The organism is Rhizobium moroccans (genome assembly GCF_057559155.1).
In genome coordinates this window covers 62,464-80,191 of record NZ_JBHFJG010000039.1, presented here as the reverse complement: position 1 = coordinate 80,191, position 17,728 = coordinate 62,464, and the positions used below count along the sequence as shown (strand labels likewise).

At 61.1% G+C, this 17,728-nt stretch carries 17 protein-coding genes; 4 read left to right on the top strand and 13 right to left on the bottom strand.

The window, feature by feature from the left end; genetic code table 11:
- Positions 1-97 precede the first annotated feature (97 nt).
- The 7 genes from ACE04I_RS18130 to ACE04I_RS18100 form a co-directional block, all read right to left on the bottom strand.
- Positions 98-988 carry a LysR family transcriptional regulator gene (locus ACE04I_RS18130; protein ID WP_046793397.1) on the bottom strand — a complete coding sequence of 297 codons (891 nt, stop codon included), beginning with the start codon at positions 986-988 and terminating at the stop codon, positions 98-100.
- Positions 989-1,106: 118 nt separating this feature from the next.
- A complete protein-coding gene (locus tag ACE04I_RS18125; protein WP_046793396.1) occupies positions 1,107-2,177 on the bottom strand; it encodes an ABC transporter ATP-binding protein in 1,071 nt (356 codons plus the stop codon).
- Entirely contained in the window at positions 2,174-3,001 is an 828-nt protein-coding gene (locus tag ACE04I_RS18120; RefSeq protein ID WP_046793395.1) for a carbohydrate ABC transporter permease, read from the bottom strand. Before ACE04I_RS18120 ends, ACE04I_RS18125 begins: the two co-directional genes overlap by 4 nt.
- On the bottom strand, positions 2,998-3,900 hold the full coding sequence (locus ACE04I_RS18115; RefSeq protein ID WP_046793394.1) for a carbohydrate ABC transporter permease: 903 nt from the start codon (positions 3,898-3,900) through the stop codon (positions 2,998-3,000). The genes ACE04I_RS18120 and ACE04I_RS18115 overlap by 4 nt, the downstream gene beginning before the upstream one ends.
- A gap of 74 nt (positions 3,901-3,974) precedes the next feature.
- Positions 3,975-5,207 carry an ABC transporter substrate-binding protein gene (locus tag ACE04I_RS18110; RefSeq protein ID WP_046793393.1) on the bottom strand — a complete coding sequence of 411 codons (1,233 nt, stop codon included), beginning with the start codon at positions 5,205-5,207 and terminating at the stop codon, positions 3,975-3,977.
- 62 nt (positions 5,208-5,269) lie between these two features.
- Positions 5,270-6,172, bottom strand: coding sequence for a sugar phosphate isomerase/epimerase family protein (locus ACE04I_RS18105; protein WP_046793392.1), 903 nt, complete (start codon positions 6,170-6,172; stop codon positions 5,270-5,272).
- A gap of 7 nt (positions 6,173-6,179) precedes the next feature.
- Entirely contained in the window at positions 6,180-7,214 is a 1,035-nt protein-coding gene (locus tag ACE04I_RS18100; RefSeq protein ID WP_487207421.1) for a Gfo/Idh/MocA family protein, read from the bottom strand.
- Positions 7,215-7,350: 136 nt separating this feature from the next.
- Here ACE04I_RS18100 and ACE04I_RS18095 point away from each other — a divergent pair, with 136 nt between their 5' ends.
- Complete coding sequence (locus tag ACE04I_RS18095; protein WP_046793390.1) at positions 7,351-8,379, top strand: LacI family DNA-binding transcriptional regulator; 1,029 nt, start codon at positions 7,351-7,353, stop codon at positions 8,377-8,379.
- Here ACE04I_RS18095 and ACE04I_RS18090 read toward each other — a convergent pair.
- The 5 genes from ACE04I_RS18090 to ACE04I_RS18070 all read right to left on the bottom strand — a co-directional run bounded on the left by ACE04I_RS18090 (position 8,376) and on the right by ACE04I_RS18070 (position 13,842).
- Positions 8,376-9,197: a carbohydrate ABC transporter permease gene (locus ACE04I_RS18090; RefSeq protein ID WP_046793389.1), complete on the bottom strand. Its 822-nt coding sequence runs from the start codon at positions 9,195-9,197 to the stop codon at positions 8,376-8,378. The genes ACE04I_RS18095 and ACE04I_RS18090 overlap by 4 nt on opposite strands.
- 1 nt (position 9,198) lies before the next feature.
- Positions 9,199-10,065: a carbohydrate ABC transporter permease gene (locus ACE04I_RS18085; RefSeq protein WP_046793388.1), complete on the bottom strand. Its 867-nt coding sequence runs from the start codon at positions 10,063-10,065 to the stop codon at positions 9,199-9,201.
- Between the two features lie 56 nt (positions 10,066-10,121).
- On the bottom strand, positions 10,122-11,447 hold the full coding sequence (locus ACE04I_RS18080) for an ABC transporter substrate-binding protein (RefSeq protein WP_046793387.1): 1,326 nt from the start codon (positions 11,445-11,447) through the stop codon (positions 10,122-10,124).
- A 52-nt stretch (positions 11,448-11,499) separates the two neighbouring features.
- On the bottom strand, positions 11,500-13,014 hold the full coding sequence (locus ACE04I_RS18075) for a putative N-acetylmannosamine-6-phosphate 2-epimerase (protein ID WP_046793707.1): 1,515 nt from the start codon (positions 13,012-13,014) through the stop codon (positions 11,500-11,502).
- Between the two features lie 78 nt (positions 13,015-13,092).
- A complete protein-coding gene (locus ACE04I_RS18070) occupies positions 13,093-13,842 on the bottom strand; it encodes a GntR family transcriptional regulator (RefSeq protein ID WP_046793386.1) in 750 nt (249 codons plus the stop codon).
- Between the two features lie 326 nt (positions 13,843-14,168).
- On the opposite strand from ACE04I_RS18070, the gene ACE04I_RS18065 reads away from it, so the two are divergent.
- Positions 14,169-14,828, top strand: a complete 660-nt coding sequence (locus ACE04I_RS18065) for a peroxiredoxin (protein ID WP_046793385.1) — start codon at positions 14,169-14,171, stop codon at positions 14,826-14,828.
- Positions 14,829-15,003: 175 nt separating this feature from the next.
- On the opposite strand, the gene ACE04I_RS18060 is transcribed toward ACE04I_RS18065, so the two are convergent.
- Positions 15,004-15,870: a LysR family transcriptional regulator gene (locus tag ACE04I_RS18060; protein WP_046793384.1), complete on the bottom strand. Its 867-nt coding sequence runs from the start codon at positions 15,868-15,870 to the stop codon at positions 15,004-15,006.
- Positions 15,871-16,000: 130 nt separating this feature from the next.
- Here ACE04I_RS18060 and ACE04I_RS18055 point away from each other — a divergent pair, with 130 nt between their 5' ends.
- Both ACE04I_RS18055 and ACE04I_RS18050 read left to right on the top strand, forming a co-directional pair.
- On the top strand, positions 16,001-16,705 hold the full coding sequence (locus tag ACE04I_RS18055) for a ribonuclease activity regulator RraA (protein ID WP_046793383.1): 705 nt from the start codon (positions 16,001-16,003) through the stop codon (positions 16,703-16,705).
- Positions 16,702-17,628, top strand: coding sequence for a dihydrodipicolinate synthase family protein (locus tag ACE04I_RS18050; RefSeq protein WP_487207420.1), 927 nt, complete (start codon positions 16,702-16,704; stop codon positions 17,626-17,628). Before ACE04I_RS18055 ends, ACE04I_RS18050 begins: the two co-directional genes overlap by 4 nt.
- The last annotated feature ends 100 nt before the right edge of the window (positions 17,629-17,728 follow it).

Sequence of the window (17,728 nt, the reverse complement as noted above, 5' to 3'; positions counted from 1 at the left end):
GGAATGGTGGGCGAAATCACCCATCAGGACAAACGGGAAAAACTTACCCGTTCCCATAGAATTTTCTTATGCGGCTCCCGCCCGAACATCCCCGCGTTCATACATCCGCCATGGAAAGCGAAACCTCCGCCGCCATGGCAGCGATGATCGAAGGCAGGAGATTGTCGGGGTGATCCGGATAGACCGCGTGGAAGGTCAGCGGCTTGAATGCCGGAAAAACGTCGAGCTGCACCAGTTTCCCCGAAGCAAGATGCTCATCCAGAATGACGCGCGGCAAAGGGGCGATGCCGAGACCATCGCTGGCGAGCCGCATGATGGTTGCGAGCGAATTCGAGTTGGAGATCGTCGGCGGATCGAGCCCCTCGTCACGGAACTGCTTGAGCAATCCATGATGCGGCGCACTTCCCTTCGAAAAGGCGAAAATCGGATATCCGCAGAGATCCTCGAAGCTCAATCGGCGGCCGTGCAGCCCATATTTGGGATTGGCGACCCAGACGCAGCGATATGTGCCCAGTTCGAGGTTTATGAGCGCCGGGTCCTGAACCGGCCCCATGATAAGGGCGAGATCGATCTTTTGGTCGGTAATTTCCCGTGCGACATTGAGGCTCGTATCGACGTTGAGGTCGATGGCGATACCGGGATAGCGCTCCTGAACCCGTTCGAAGAGATGGGGCAGGAAGGAATGCACGATGGAATCGATCGTGCCTATACTGACCGTTCCTTTGAGGGTCGTCGGAGAGGCGATTGCCTCGCGGAACTCGTTGGCCGCGCGGATGATCTCCTCGGCCTTCGGTACCGCGGCCCGGCCGATGGAAGTAAGCGTCACATTGCGGCTCTCGCGGTCGAAAAGCTGCACTCCGAGTTCCCGCTCCAATGTGGCGATGCGATTCGATATCGAAGCCTGGGTGGCGTTCAGTTTCTCCGCGGCGGCGCTGAAGCTGCCGAGCCGTACGATCCAGAGAAACGTCTCTATGAATCGAAGATTCATGGTGAACCCCACTGCAGCTGGAAGAGAGAGTTGGTCGAGGTACCCCGTACTCTCCTACCAATAGCTGCGCATGCACAAGTGCTGGAGTTCGTGAATTGAGGTGTCGGTGTCTCTTTCGTTATCCGATGCGTTCTTCGGTTTCCGCATCGAAGACATGGACGGATTGCGGAGCAAACGACAGGCCGATGAGGTCGCCCCCGGAAACGTCGGTGCGGCCGGTCTCGACGATCGCAAGCTCCGGTTTTGTCGCGGTGGTGATGTAGCTCATCGAACCGGTGGATTCCACGACTGCGACGGGAACGCGCATAAGCCCGCTGTCGGCTGCCACGACGCTGATATGTTCGGGACGAATACCCGCGATGACCTTGCGACCGGGCTCGACATTAATCGAAATCGGTATCGACTGCGGCGCGCCGACATCGACGACAAGTGAGCGGCCATCGTCGCTGCCGATCGCCGGCAGGAAGTTCATCGCAGGCGAGCCGATGAAGCCGGCCACGAATTTATTGACCGGGCGGTCGTAGAGATCGAGCGGCTTTCCCTGCTGCTCGATCACGCCGGCGCGCATGACCACGACGTGATCGGCCATGGTCATCGCCTCGATCTGGTCGTGCGTCACATAGACGGACGTGGCGCCGAGCCGGTCATGCAGGGCCCGGATCTCCTTGCGCATATGGACCCTGAGCGCCGCGTCGAGATTGGATAGCGGCTCGTCGAACAGGAACGCCTTGGGGTGGCGGATGATGGCCCGGCTCATGGCGACGCGTTGCCGTTGGCCGCCGGAAAGCTCGCGCGGATAGCGGCCAAGCAGATGGGAAAGGCCGGTCGTCGCCGCAACCTCTTCCGCCGCCTTCTTCGCCTCGGCTTTCGGTGTGCCGCGGATGCGTAGGCTATAGGTCAGGTTCTGCTCAACCGTCATATGCGGATAAAGGGCATAGGACTGGAACACCATGGCGACGTCGCGCTTGCGTGGCGGCACCTTGTTCATCACGTCGCCGGCGATCTTCAAGGTTCCGGAAGAAATGCTCTCGAGACCCGCAAGCGAGCGCAGCAAGGTGGACTTACCGCAGCCCGAAGGGCCAACGAGTGCCGTGAAGCTGCCTTTCTTGATCGAAAGCTCGACATTCTTGAGCGCATGGTAGGCGCCGTAATATTTGTTGACGCCGGAAAACTCGATCTGGGGGGTCATTTGAGGGCTCCCGATGTGAGGCCGGAGACGATACGGCGCTGCAGAAGAACGAAGATGGCAAGAATGGGCGTCACATAGATGGTGGCGTAAGCCATGATATTGTTCCACTCATTGGTGTTCGGCCCCATGAAACTATTGAGCCCGACGCTTGCCGGCTGCAGTTCGATCGCCTGGATCATGGATTTCGAATAGACGAACTCGCCGAAGGCCTGCATGAAGATCAGGATGGCGCTGACGAGAATGCCGTTGCGGGCGAGCGGCAGCACGATGCTGAAGAAGGCGCCGATCCGGGAATTGCCGTCGACCAGTGCGGCTTCTTCCAGTTCCTGCGGCACGCTCATGAATGTCGCGCGCACCAGCACGACGAAGAAGGGCATGCTTTTTGCGGCGATCGCCAGGATAACGGCGAGCCGCGGATATTCGAGCAGCCCGACCTGAGAGAAGCCGACGAAGATCGGCGTGATCATCAGGGAAGCCGGCAGGACTTGCAGCATGAGGATCAGGAAGAGCCCGATATCGACCCAGACATTCCGGTAGCGGGCGAGCACATAGGCGCATCCGACGCCCAGCACGGTGATGACGGCGACGGAGCCCAGTGCGATCACCACGGAATTCCAGACGTAGCGGCCCATATTCCGGCTTTCCCATACCTGGCCGTAGATCTGCCATTGCGGATCGCTGGGCCAGAAGGCCGGCGGGGTTGCGAACATCGCCGAACCGGATTTGAGCGCCGTGATATACATCCAATAAAGCGGGAAGAGGTAGATCGCTGCCAGTACCAGCGCGATGACGAGCATCGATCTTTCGCGGAAGGTATCGCTCATCCGCGCACCTCATGCCGGGTGGAACGCACGTAGACGATGGATGCCAGCATGACGAAGACGATCATGATGACGGAAATCGTCGCGCCCTTGGCGAAATCGTACTGTCTGAACGACATATCCCAAGCCCAGTATTGCGTGACATTGGATGAATTGTTCGGGCCGCCGGAGGTGATGGCCGCGAAGAGATCGAATTGCTGCAGCGTGAAGATAAGGCCGAGCGCGATCAGAGCGCCGATCGAGGAGCGCATCATCGGCAGGGTGATGGTCCAGAAGCGTTGCCAGGCATTGGCGCCGTCGAGTTCAGCCGCCTCGTAGAGATCACCCGGGATGGCGGACAAACCCACCGACAACAGGATCATGTTGAACGAGGTGCCGAGCCAGACATTGGCCATGACAACGGCCCACAGCGAATAATTGGGGTCCGAGCGCCAGAAGATGTTACCGCTGATGAGCCCGCTTTCGCGCAGAAGGAAATTGAGAACACCGAAGTCGCCGGAGAGAATCCAGTTCCAGATCGCGCCGACGACGAGACCCGGCATGACCCAGGAAACAAGAAAGAGGCCGCGCAACCAGGAGGCTCCCGGAAAATTAGTCCAGAAGAAAAGCGCCAGCCCGAAGCCGATCAGGAACTGGCCGGCGATCGAGGCGGTCACGAAGATCGCGGTATTGCCAAGGATCGGCAGCGTTTCCGGCTGTTCGAAGAGTTCCCTGTAGTTCTCGAAGCCGACAAAGGGCCGCCAGAGCGTGCCGAGCGAGAACATGTCCACTTCCTGGAAACTCATCAGCACGTTGTAGAGGAGCGGCAGGCCCGAAAGCAGGAGCAGGAAGGCAAGCGGCAAGGCGACAAGCGCGATGTCGAACCCTCTGCCATCGGTGATGCTCGAAAGAATTCTTTTCATGATCCCCTCCTCCGGTCAGGGCCGGCAGGCTGCGCCATGCCAGCCCCGCCGGGAGGAACTGTTGGAGCCTGCGTTCAGTCGAGCACGGCCTTGATCTTCGCGGCCGCCTGATCGAGCGCCTCTTGTGAGGTCATCTGCCCGGTGAGCGACGCCTGGATGGCATCCTGGATCGCCTTGGAGATCTTCGGCCATTCCGGATGCGGGCCGCGGGGCTTCGCATATTTAAGCTGCTCGACGAAGACCTTCAGCGCGGCGTCCTTCTTGGGCTCGCCCGTTTCAGGGATCGATATGTCCGAGCGGGCCGGAAGCTGGCCGAAGTCCTTGAACATTCGGTTATCCTGCGAGACAAAATATTCGAGCACCTTGAAGGATTCCTCCGGGTGATCGGTATTGGCGAAGATCGCCCAGTTGAAGTCCCCCATGGCGGAGGAGCGTTCGGCACCCTGCTCCGGGACCGGCAGCAGCGTCACGCCCCAGTCGAACTTCGCTTCTTCCGTCATGCGATCGAGCTCCCAAGGGCCCGAAATCGCCATGGCGGCATTGCCGGAATTGAAGGTGCCGGTCGAATCCCATTGGCTGCGGGTCAGCGTATCGGGAGAGGCGAGCTTTTCCTCGAGGATCGTCTTCCACGTGTCGAGCGCCTTGACCGCGCCTTCCGCGTTGATGTTCTCGTAGCTCGCACCGGCCATCTGCGCCCAGGGCAAGAACTGGAAGGTCCCCTCCTCATTGGCCTTGGCGGAGAAGGTAAGCCCATAGACGTTCGCTGCCGGGTCGGTCAGCTTGCGCGCGGCATCCACCAGTTCGGTCCAGGTTTGCGGCGGCTTTTCCGGGTCGAGACCCTTCGCCTTGAACATGTCCTTGTTGTAGTAGAGCGCGATCGTGTTCGTGGCTTTCGGGATGCCGTAATTCTTGCCGTCCCACATGGTGGAGGCAAGCGGACCGGGGAAATAGTTCGCGGTCTTGACCACCTCGGACTTGGCGATCATGTCGGTCAGGTCGAGAAAGGCATTGCGTGAGGCGAAAAGCGCATGCTCGGGATTGTCGACGGCGATGATGTCCGGCGCCTGCCCTGTCGAAAATGCGCGCATGGCTTCGCTCACCACGTCGTCGAACTGGATCTGCCGGTATTCGACCTTGATGCCCGTATTGAGCTTGTTGTAGTCGGCGATGAGGTTCGGGGCCGGCTGGATGTCGCGATCGAGCGACCAGACGGTGATCGTCACGTCCTCAGCCTGTGCGGGAATGCAGAAGCTCGAGACGGTTGCGAGCGCCAGAGCGCCAAGCATTGCGTATTTGCGGATACCCATAGTCTCCTCCTGTCGGTTATCCTGTCGGACCTGCATCCTCCGTGCCGGGCCGCATGTCTCACTCACACCGGATCGGTGACGAAATCGCCTCCCCGGCATCCTTTCAAGTAGTTCAGGCCGTGGACCTGGCCGGTCATCTCCAGCGCGTCGCGATAGACCGGGTCATGCCAGCCCTCGATGTCGATGGAGCCGGACCAACCGGCGAGACGCAGTTCCGAGATGACGTCCGTCCAGTTCGTGTCGCCGAAGCCGGGCGTACGCATGAAGACGAATTTTTCCTTACCGAAAATGCCGTGCTCGCGGATGACATCCCAGCGGATCGTCGCGTCCTTGCCGTGTACGTGGAAGATTTTGGAAGCCCATTTGCGGATCTGCGGTAGCGGATCGATCAGGTAGACCATCTGATGGCATGGCTCCCATTCGAGCCCGATATGGTCGTCCGGCGTCTCGTTGAAAATCAGCTCCCAGGCATCCGGATTGTGGGCGATGTTCCAGTCGCCGGTCGTCCAGTTGCCGTCCATGGCGCAATTCTCGAAGGCGATCTTCACTCCCTTGTCGGCGGCGCGCTTGGCAAGCTCGCGCCAGACCTGGCCGTAGCGCGGCAGGCTTTCCGGCAGCGGCCTGTTACGGACACGGCCGGTGAACCCCGCCACGCAGGTGGCGCCGAAGTGATGGGCATTGTCGATGCAGTCTTTCCAGCCCTGCAGCGTCTGAAGGTCCAGTTCCTGCTCTTCCAGCGGATTGCCGAACATGCCGATCGTCGAGATGGTGATGTCGCGGTCGCCGATCGCATCGACGCAGCGCTTGCCGAGTTCGGCGAGGTCCTGTCCGTTGGTGGTCTGCCAGAAGAAAGGCTCGAAGCTCTCGAAACCCATATCGGCGATCTGTCCGATGCGCCGGGCGGCGTCGCCCTTGGTGGCGCTCACCATGGTGCCGATGCGGATGGACTTGGCGGGATCGGTCATTGTTTCCTCACGCTGCTATGGTGACGCGCTTGCGATCTCGGGCGCTCTCGATTGCGCCGAAGACCATTGCAAGGCTCTTGATATTGTCGCTGCCGTCGGTTTCGGGCCGTTGCCCCGTCTCGATCGCCGCAATGAAACTCTCGATCACGCTGGCATGGCCGTGCGTATCTTCGGCATGTTCGGGTTCGGGCACGGCAATCGGCTCGACGGGGCGAAAAAAGCCCTCTTCGCCTGCCACGACATTGGCCTCGAACCGATCGGCGCCGTCCCAGAGGAGCGAGCCCCTCGTGCCCGTGAGCCGCCAGGCGCTCTCCCAGCTCGTGGCGGCTCCTTCCGCACACCAAGAGCCGCGATAGGTGAAGACGACGTCGTCGGAGAGTTCGAAGATCGCACTTGCCGCCGCGCCATGGCGATACCAGGAACCGGGCGGATTGGTTTCATGGCAATAGACGGCAAGCGGCTCCTTAGCCGACATGAAACGGGCCGCATCGAATGTGTGGATTGCCATGTCGAGAAGCAGGACATTGTCCATTTCCTCGCGGAAGCCGCCGAAGTGCGGGCCTAAGAAGAAATCACAATGAAGCCCGGTGAGCTGGCCCAGGGCGCCGCTTTCGATCAGTCGGCGGATGCGACGTACACCGGCGATATAGCGACGGTTTTGCACGATCGCGTGCAGCCGCCCTGCCTTATCGGCAAGCTCCCTCAACTGGCGGGCTTCATCCAACGACGTCGCCATTGGTTTTTCGCTGAGCACGTGGCAGCCGCGGGAAAGGCCGGCGGCAACGACCGTGCGGCGTGCGGGCGGTACGACGATGTCGAACAGGATATCGGCGCCCGTTGCGTCGAGCACCTCGCCCAGATCCGTTCCGATAACCGCATCCGTCAGGGAGAATTCCGCTGCTCGCGCCTCGGCCGTCTCGCGGTTGATATCCACGAGGCCGACGACCTTCACTTTGTCCTTGAGACCGGGGCTGGATGCGAGCGCCTTCAGCCACCCCTTGGCCATTGCACCGCACCCGCACAAGACTGCCTTGTACGTCACTGAAATCCTCCTGAAACGGTCGCCGTCAACTCCTCGATTGGCTTCCGTAAACGTTTACGATACTATGCGTGAAGCGGATTTCATGTCAATAGCCGATATGGGATCGAAACTCGGTCTCCGGGAGGAAGCAGCAGAAATGACGGGAATTCGCGAGCTTGCACGGCATCTCGATATTTCGATCGGAACGGTTTCGCGAGCGCTCAACGGCAAGCCCGATGTGAATGAGGAGACCCGCCGGCGCGTGCTTGAGGCGGCCGAGAAGCTGGGCTATGTCGCCAATCAGTCAGGTCGGGCGCTCCGCAAGGGCTCCACCGGCGTCATCGGTTTCATGATGCAGACGGGCCGGGAGATCACTGGCCAGGGCGATACCTTCTTCATGAGCGTCTTCGACGGCGTCCAGACGGTGCTCGCCCGCCACAGGCTCGATCTCGTCGCTCTGCTATGCTCTTCCGAAGAAGACCCGCAGGCCTATCTGAAGCGCGTCGTCGCGCGCGGCTTTGCCGACGGCATCATCCTCTCCGCCACACGCCGGCATGACGAACGGTTCGAGTTCCTGGCAAAAAGCAATATTCCCTTCATCGCACTCGGGCGCAGCCTGACCGATGTCGGCCAGCCGTGGTTCGACTTGGATTTCGAAGGCATGGCCGATACCGCGATCGATCGGCTCGTTTCCCACGGTCACAGGCGCATCGCCGTCACCCGCCCGCATGACGACATGAATCTCGGCTATGTGTTCGTCGATCGTTGCCGGCAAGCGCTCGCGCGTCGTGGGTTGGCTCTGGATGAAACCCAGGTCTTTCGCTCCACGCCCAACGAGGCGGGCGGCTACCAGATCGCGCGGGATCTCATCGCCTGCCGGGAACGTCCGACCGCCATCGTGCTCGTCAACGAGGCGATTGCGATCGGCCTCTATCGCGGGCTCAACGAAGCTGGCGTGAAACCGGGGCGCGACATCGCCGTCATCGGACGCCAGAGCCCGCATTCGCAGTTTCTCTCGCCACGCTTGACCTGCTTCAGCCTGGCCCTGCGGGAGCTCGGAATTTCGCTGGCCGAATCCCTGCTCGCCACTATGCCAACCTATTCGAACCACTATCCGGATGCGGCGGTCCGCCGGCTATGGCCAATGGAACTCGTGCCTGGCGAAAGCGACACCTTCGATCTCTAACCCTTCACCGCTCCGGCCATCATCGAGCCGGAAATCTGCCGGTACATGAGAAGGCCGAGCAGCGCCGGCGGCAGGGCGCCGAGGATCATGACCGCGGATGCAGTGCCCCATTGCACGCCCCCGCCGCTCGCCGCAAAGAAGAAGGAAGAGCCAACCGTCATCGGCACGGCGCGGCTCGTCGTCAGCATCAGGCCGAAGAGGAACTCGTTCCAGGCGGTGATGAAACCGAAGATGAAGGTGGTGACGAGCGCCGGCCGGATCACCGGGCGGATGATCATCAGCATCACCTGCAGGGAACTCGCGCCATCCACCTTGGCCGCCTCGTCCAGCTCGGCCGGCACGTCGGAAATGGCGTTCACCAGGATTACCAATGCGAGCGGCACGTTGACGATGGTGAGGATCAAGCCGAGACCGAGCTGCGTGTCCAGAAGCCCGAGCCACTGATACATCATGTAAAGCGGGATGGCGAAGATGATGAGCGGCACGGCGCGCAGATTGACGACGACCGGCAGCAGGATGCGTCTTCCGGCCTCGCTGCGGGCAATTGCATAGGCTGCCGGAAAGGCCAGCAGGATCGCAAGCCCCGTACCGATGAGCGCGGCAGCGGCGCTGTTCGCCAGATAGATATAGATATTGAAGCGGCTTGTGTCGCTCAGCACGCGAAAATAGTTCTCCAGCGTTGGCTGGTTGATCCAGAGACCGGCATTGGTCGAGAGTTCGCGGGCACTCTTGAAGGAGGTCACCAGCGTGACGATCACCGGAAAATTCATCGCCAGCACGGCGATCGCATAGACGATCCAACGCAGGCCGTTCAGCATTTTACCTCCTCCGCAATCCGGCGAGCCAATTAAGAACGCAGAGAACCACAAGTGACGCCAGGAACAGGAGGACCGATGCGGCGACCGCCTTGCCGATCGCCCCTTGTTTGAAGAAGGCGTGATAGATGTAGATCGACAGCGAGGTGGTGGAGCCCCCTGCCCCGCTTCCGGTCAGCGCATAGACATTGTCGAAGACGCGGAAGCCGTCGATGAAGCGGATGAAGAAGGCGATGGTGAGCGTCGGCAGCATGAGCGGCAGCTCGATCCACCACAGTGCCTTGAAAGATGTCGCCCCATCGAGGGCGGCGGCTTCGCGCACATCGAGCGGGATCGCCACATAGGCCATGTAGAACAGCAGAAAGGCGAAGGGCGTCCACTGCAGTACCTCGACCACCACGAGCGTTCGGAAAGCATTGTTGACGTCGAGGAAGGCGGGGCTGTCGCCGAACCACTCGAACAGGTAATAGGGCACGGGGCCGGCGAACTCGTGGAGCACCAGACGGTACATGAGCCCCACCATGGCAGGCGCCACCATCAGAGGCAGCATCAGCGGCGCCATCAGCACCGAACGTCTCGCGAGGAGCGGCGCCAGGAAGATCGCCAGAAAAAGGCCGATAAGACACTCGGCAAGCGCCGTGACGATGCCGAAGCGCATCGAGAAGGAAACCGAACGCCAGAACTCCCGGTCGCCAAGGACCGAAAGATAGTTGCCGAAGCCGGTGATCGTCGGGCTGCGCAGGGTCTCGAAATTCACCGTCGAAACGGAATAGACGAGATTGACGATCGCCGGAAAGCCAAGGAACAGCAGCAGGAAGCCGACGAGCGGCGTGAAATAGAGCCTGCCCTCGGCGCGGTTTACAATAGCCATCTCGATCCGCCGGGAAATGCCGGACGCGCGCCCATTCGGCCGCGTCCGGGAATGAATTACTTCTTCAGAAGATCCTGCATGCCCGCCTTGGTATGGGCAAGTGCGTCGTCGAGGCTCTGCTGGCCGGACCAATAGCCGGTAAACTCCTTGGCCTGGAGTTCATAGATGGAAAGGGCATTGGCCGATGTCGCGCCGGTCATGACGTAGCCATACCGGCTGGCAAACTCGCCGAGCTTGACCAGGTCCGGGCGCTCGGAAGCGACCTTCGCCACCACCTCGGGGGCAAGCGCCGGTGAACCGCCGCCTCGTGCATAGGTGAGCGCCGCCTCCTCGCTCGCCAGCCATTTCAGGAACTTGATCGCCCCTTCCTTGTTCTTGGCATTCTTGTTGAGGCCGAGGCCGAGCCCGTGGATATGATCGGCGCGGCCGTTCGGCCCTGCGGGTGGTGCGACGACACCGGTCACATCGGCTACGGCAGGTGACTTTTCCGCGTTCGTCAGATCGGCGGCCGCGGCGTTCCATTGCAGTGCCGTCGCAGCCTGGCCCGCGCTATAGGCGGCGTTGGTTTCGGCAAATTCATAGCTTAAGGAATCGCGCGGCGAGGCGCCGGCGTCGTAAAGCTTCTTGTAGAGCTCAAGACTTGTCCGATAAGCTTCGGAATCAATGGTGACATTGCCGGCCGCATCCATCCAATCTCCGCCGTAGGATCGTGGCAGAGACTGGAAGACCATCATGTTGAAGAGCAGGTTCTTCATCTGCAATACGGTGCCATAGCGCACGGGACTTTCGTCGTTGACCTGCTTGCTGAAATAGAGCGCGGTCGCCGCCCAGTCCTCCCAGGTCCACTGATCGGGATCCTTCGGCTGCAGCTCCTTTTCAAGATGCTCTTTGGCGATCTCAGCATATTTTGCCTTGGCAGCATCATCCGCCATCAGCGCCTCGATCAGGTCCTTGCGATAATACATGAAATGCAGGGAAAGATCGGTCGGCACGCCATATTGCTTGCCGTCGAACTGCATGGTCTTCAGCACGGATTCGCCGAAGACCTTGGCGGCATCCGGCCCAAGCTCGATCGGCTCCATATAGGGGGCATAGCGGCCGATCGAATAGGTAGCGACGAGATTGATGTCGAAGGCGCTGGAGCCGGCGGCCATATCCGCCTGCAGTTTGTCGAAAAAACCGTCACGGTTGAAGAAGAGAAGCTCGACCCTGTCGGTTTCCGCAGCTTTGCCGTTATAGGCTTCCACGGCGGCGCGAAGGGCGGTTTCCTCAGAACCACCCGGCCAGCCGAGCACGGTGACGGCGGCATTGCTAAGACCCGGCATAGCTATGCTCGAAAGCAGAGCGGCAACTGCCGCAAGAGATGTTCTCATCATTTTCATCGTTGGTTCCCTTCTTTATCGTTGCATTTGAATGCCTGCCATTGCGGTGCGCCTATCCCGCCTCGCGAGCGAGATCGGCAACCCCGATGATGCCGGCGTGTGCGCCGAGCTTTGCTGCAATGAGATTGGGGGCAGCCGGTGAGGCAAGCCCTGCCAGATGGTCTCGAACCGCGTCCAGATAGCCATGGGCGAGACCGATACCTCCACCGATGACGATCACCTCGGGATTGAGCATCATCTGGATGTCCCTGCAAAGCAGGGCGACGTTTTCGGCCGAGCGGGAAACGATGTCCCGTGCCCACGCCTCACCTTCGCGTGCCCGGCCGAAAACTGTGGCCGCATCCGCCTGGTGCCCGTTCCGAGTGGCTTCGGCAGCGATCCAGCGCCCGGATGTATGGTCTTCCAGAGGCGATTCCCCTCGTGAAGGACTGCGGATCAGACCAAAATGGCCAGCAAGTCCGAGCAGCGGCCGTCCGTTGACGACGATGCCGCCGCCAATACCCGTCGAGATGGTGAGAAAGACCAGATTGGAGCCCCTGCCCGCTCCGAACCGATGCTCGCCCCAGGCGGCCGCCTGCGCATCGTTCACGGCATAGGCGCGCCTGCCGAACAGCTTTTCGGCCTTTTCGATCAGAGGATAGCCATTCGGGATTCCGAGGGTGGCGGGATTGAGGGCGGACCATCTGCCTGCCTGGATGAATCCTGTGACGGCGATACCGATGCACTCATACCGCCCGGCCCAAGCTGCCGTGCTTTTCGCCACTGCGGAAAGCCAAGCGTCCGGGCCGGCCTCGCGAATGGTCGGAACGGTGATTTCCTCCAGCACGTTGGAGCCTGCAACCAGCGCCGCCATGGTCTTGGTTCCGCCGATATCGATCGCCAGCACTGGCTCACCGCGTTGCGCTCTGAACGCTTTCGAGACGGCCTCTTGGAACCATGACGTCACGTGTTCGGTGCGGGTGATTGCCGAGCCCACCACGACCGCGCAGGCGCCGGCCCGCACGGCGGAAACCGCCTGTTCTGGCGAGCGGATGCGGCCTTCGGCGATCACGTAAGGCGTAAGCTCCCGCATAGCGGCAATCAGGTCGATATCGGCCTCGACCGGCTCAGGGCCTCCGACATAACCGGAAAGCGTCGTCCCGACGAAATCGACGCCAGCTGCAAGCGCCCGGCGGGCATCTTCGAGGCAGGAGCAATCCGCCATCGTCAGCTTGCCCTTCGCCTTCACCGCCTTCACCAGCTCCTCGACGGAAGCGGGTCTCGGCCGATCGGTCGCGTCGAAGGCAACGATGTCAGCACCGGCATCCGCCAGTTCCTCCGCATCCGCAACAAAGGGAGTGATCCGGACCGGGCTATCGTCGAGATCACGCTTGACGATGCCGATGATCGGCACGGAAACCGCGGACCGCACCGCCCTGACATAAGCGACGGATTCGATGCGAAGGGCGCTGGCACCGGCATCGAGCGCGGCCTTGGCAAAGCCTGTTACGAAATCGGCATCGTCCATCGGCCCGCCGGGAACCGGCTGGCAGGATACGATGAGGCTGTTGGCGATCTCTTCCTTCAGCTTGAGCACTCGCGACACTCCATTCGGAGCATCACGATAGATAGAAAATACCAGCTTGCAACCAGCTTGTGACTGGTATCATCGACGCAATTCGAAAACGAAGTCGTAGACCTCACCCTTGTAGCGGGTCTCGCAATATTCAACGATCTGTCCATCGGCAAGGAAGCAGCGCCGCTCCGTCGCCAGGATAGGCGCGCCGGGCTCGCATTGCAGATGTGTCGCGTCCTCCTCAGAGGCCGCGCGCGCGCGCATGCGCTGGACGGCCCTTTGCGGCAGGAAGCCACGTTTTTCCAACGCCTCGTAGAGTGAATCTCCGACCATTTCAGGCTCTGGCAGGAAACGGGCAGGAACAGCGGAATGCTCGACCGCGATTGGTATCCCATCGGCGGTGCGCACCCGCTTCAGCCGAACCACATGGGTAATGCCGGCAACCCCAAGCGCCATCATCTCAGCCGGGGATGGCCTGACGATTTGCTTTGAAAGCCAAGCACATCCGGGCTCAAGGCCGCGAGCGCGGATGTCCTCGGAAAAGCTTGTAAGGGTCGAAAGGGATTTTTCGACCCGCGACCCGATCTCCGTTCTCGCCCCATGCCGGCGGTTTAAAAGCCCCTCCTCCTCCAGCAGCGCCAGGGCCTTTCTCACCGTGACACGCGATAGCGACAGCGTTTCGGCAATCACCCGCTCGCCTGGCAGCGTGGCTCCGGCCTTCAGGGCATTGGAGCGGATCGCAGTCTCGATCGCGGTTTTCAGTTGCTTGTACAGGGGGACGTCGGAAGCCGGACGATCGAGCTCCCTGCTCACCAGTTCCATCAGATCTACTGTCGCCATCGCCTTGCCTCGCAAAAATCTTGCCGATTTTCTCGCTGGAGCTATACTGGTATTATCCAGTTTTCGCAAATCATGGCCGGGACCGCGCAATAGCTGCAACCGCGGCCTGGAACGTCCGTCTCCAATCGACCTCATGATTGGAAAACGGTGCCACGGCCGGGGCTCACTTCACAAAAATACGCGTTCTAAATTCGCCACATCCGCGCAAAATGGTTGCAACCCAAATTCTCGCATGCATTCCAAAAATGGAGGCGCCCGCGAGGTGGACTTTCAAGGGACTTCGACCCATCCTTTGCCGATACGAACCAGCTAGAGAGGAGCACGCCATGAGCCTGCGCATCAACGATACCGCGCCCGATTTCACTGCCGAGACGACCCAAGGCACCATCCAATTTCATGATTGGATCGGCGATGGCTGGGCGGTTCTGTTCTCGCACCCGAAGAATTTCACGCCGGTCTGCACGACCGAGCTCGGCGCGATGGCCGGCCTGGAGGGCGAATTCAGGAAACGCGGCGTGAAGATCATCGGCATTTCGGTGGACCCGGTCGACAGCCACACGAAGTGGAAGGACGACATCAGGACGGCGACGGGCTTCGATGTCGAATATCCGCTGATCGGCGACCGCGATCTGAAGGTCGCGAAACTCTACGACATGCTGCCGGCCGAGGCCGGCTCTTCCTCGGAAGGCCGCACGCCCGCCGACAATGCCACCGTTCGTTCGGTCTACGTCATCGGCCCCGACAAGAAGATCAAGCTGATCCTCACCTACCCGATGACGACCGGCCGTAATTTCGCGGAGATCCTTCGCGCGATTGATTCGATCCAGTTGACCGCCAAGCACCAGGTCGCGACACCGGCCAACTGGCAGCAGGGCGACGACGTCATCATCACGGCTGCAGTCTCGAACGAAGACGCCGTCACCCGTTTCGGCTCGTTCGACACGGTCCTGCCCTATCTCAGGAAGACCAAACAGCCTACTGCCTGAGCCTGGCTTCCATAGCCAAGACCGGCGGAGTCACGCTCCCGCCGGTCTTTTTCGCCTTGCACATGCTTCCCGCCGCTGCCGACGTTTTCCGGAAATTATGGCCGGGCTGCCGGATGCCGCATACTAGGTTACCTGTCGACCACAGGCAGCTGGGCGGCAATCGGATCGCCAACTATTACTTCTGACCCTTGAGCGCATCCAGCATGATCGCGATGAGCCGGCGCGCGGGCGAGCTGCGAGGCCACAACATGCCGACTTCCCGCGGCGGAGATGTAGCCGGCAGCTCGAGAACGCAGATATCCAGGTCTCCGGGCCATGGTCGCGCCCAGTCCGGAACCAGGGAAACGCCGAGACCGTTGCTGACCATCACGGCGATCGCCTCCAGCGAATCCAGCTCCAGCCGCTCCACCGGTTTGAGGCCCTGGCTCCTCAGATAGCCGTCTGCCAGGCGCCCACCCCAATTGCTGCGGTCATAACGAATGAAGGGCCGCGTCGCGATGATGTCATGGGGTGATTGTCGACGGCATTCGCCCGGCGCCAAAAGTACGAGGCGCTCTGCCCGCAGCAGCTCCCATTCAAATGTTTTCGGGATAGGAAACGGCGGTTTGACGAGGATTGCTGCGTGGATATCGGCATTCCGGAGCCTCTGGTAGAGTTCAGCGGAGGTACCCGGCAAAAGGAAAACCTCCACCTGCGACCTGCTCGCGAAGACGGAGCGCAAGGCCGGCGGCAGAAGCCCGGTGAGTGCCGTCGAGATCGCACCGAGCCGCAACTCCCCGGAAGGCAGATCGGCATTGGCGAGCGCGCGCAGGTCGCGGACCTCCGCAATGATAGTGCGGCTTTTCTCGATGAGTGCATGACCCGTCTCGGTCGGGCTCACGCGCCTGCCGGCTCGGGTGAGCAGCGGCACCCCGATATCCTCCTCAAGCGCCTGCATGCGTTGCGCGACAGCGGCAGGCGTAATGCCGAGCCGCCGGGATGCCTCGGCCAGCGAACCAAGCTCGGCGACCAATAGGAAGGTTTCGAGAAAACGCGTTTCCATCAAAACAAAAGCTATCGTCTAAAAGCAGGAAGAGCTACATTTTTCTTCTTCTTAGGCTGACCATAATGCCGCCAAAGGCCGTCCTTTGCCCTTCGTCAGGGCTTTCCTTTCAGTCAACGAGGTTCCAGACATGCCGCTTGATCCGCAGACCGTCGAAACGCTCAAAGGCGTTTCCACTGCAACGCTGACTACCGTTCTCCTGAAGAAGGGGCTCCGGAACGTCTGGATGCGCGGCACGAAACCGCTCAGACCAGGTCAGCCCCGCGTCGTGGGGCCGGCGTTCACTTTGCGCTTCGTGCCCGCCCGCGAGGATCTCGCAACGCCGGAAAGCTGGTCCTCGCCGATCTCAACGCGCGCGGCGATCGAGGCCATGCCTGAGGGCTGCGTGGCCGTGGCCGATGCCATGGGTGTGCTCGATGCCGGCATTTTCGGCGATATCCTCTGCTCGCGCATGGTCAAACGCGGGGTCGCGGGGTTGGTGACCGATGGCGTCATGCGTGATGCGGCGGGCGTGCTCGGCACCGGGCTTCCGGTCTGGTGCGACGGCGTCTCCGCGCCGCCCTCCGTTGCCGGTCTTACCTTCGTCGGCTGGCAGGAACCTATCGCCTGCGGTGGCGTCGCCGTCTTCCCCGGCGATATCGTGGTGGTGGACGAAGACGGCGCGGTCCTGATCCCTGCAAAGCTGCTTGACACGGTTTTAGCCGAGGCGCCCGAACAGGAGCGCATGGAAGCCTGGATCATGACCGAGGTCGATCGCGGCGTGCCGCTGCCCGGTCTCTATCCGATGAACGCGGAAACCAAGGCGCGCTACCAGGCCTGGAAGGACGCACAATGACATTCAGCACACAATCGAAGGGCGTCTATGCCATCGCCACCACGCCGTTCCTGCCGGATGGCGCGCTCGACCACCCATCCATCGAACGCCTGACCGATTTCTATGTCGAGAGCGGCGTTACCGGCATCACCATCCTCGGCATTATGGGCGAGGCGCCGAAGCTGGAGCCTTCGGAATCGCGCGCCATCATCAAACAGGTGGTATCGCGCGCAAATGTGCCCGTCATCGTCGGCGTCTCCGCACCCGGCTTCGCCGCCATGCGGTCGCTTGCCCGTGACGCGATGGAGATGGGAGCCGCCGGCGTGATGATCGCGCCGACACCGGCGCTTCGCACGGACGAACAGATCGTAGGCTATTTCGAGCAGGCCGTTGAAGCGATCGGGGAAGACATCCCCTGGGTGCTGCAGGATTATCCGCTGACGCTCAGCGTCGTCATGTCAGCCAGTGTCGTTGCCAAGGTCATCGCAAACCACTCCTCCTGCCGGATGCTGAAACACGAAGACTGGCCGGGCCTCGAAAAGATCTCGAAGCTCAGAGCCATGCAGAAGGCCGGCGAACTGCGGGAGTTCTCGATCCTTTGCGGCAATGGCGGCATGTTCCTCGATTTCGAACCGGAACGCGGCGCCGACGGCGCGATGACCGGCTACGGCTTTCCGGACATGCTGGTGGAACTCGTCGAGCTGTTCGCAGCCGGCAAGCGTGATGAGGCCCACGACCTCTTCGACGCTCACCTGCCGCTGATCCGCTATGAGCAGCAGCTCGGCATTGGGCTTGCGGTGCGAAAGCACGTGTTGAAGCGCCGCGGCGTCATTACCTCAGATGCGCAGCGCAAACCGGGCCAGATGCTGACCGCGACCGCCAAGGCCGAGGTGGATTACCTGCTTGAGCGGCTTGCCAGACGGGACAGACGCGCCGCGCTTTAGCAAACACTCCTCTTTCCCTTCTCGCCTCTCCTGAATCCTATCCAAAACGTTTCGGCTTGACTCCCAAAACGTTTTGGATGAACCTTGAGACGAGGGAGGA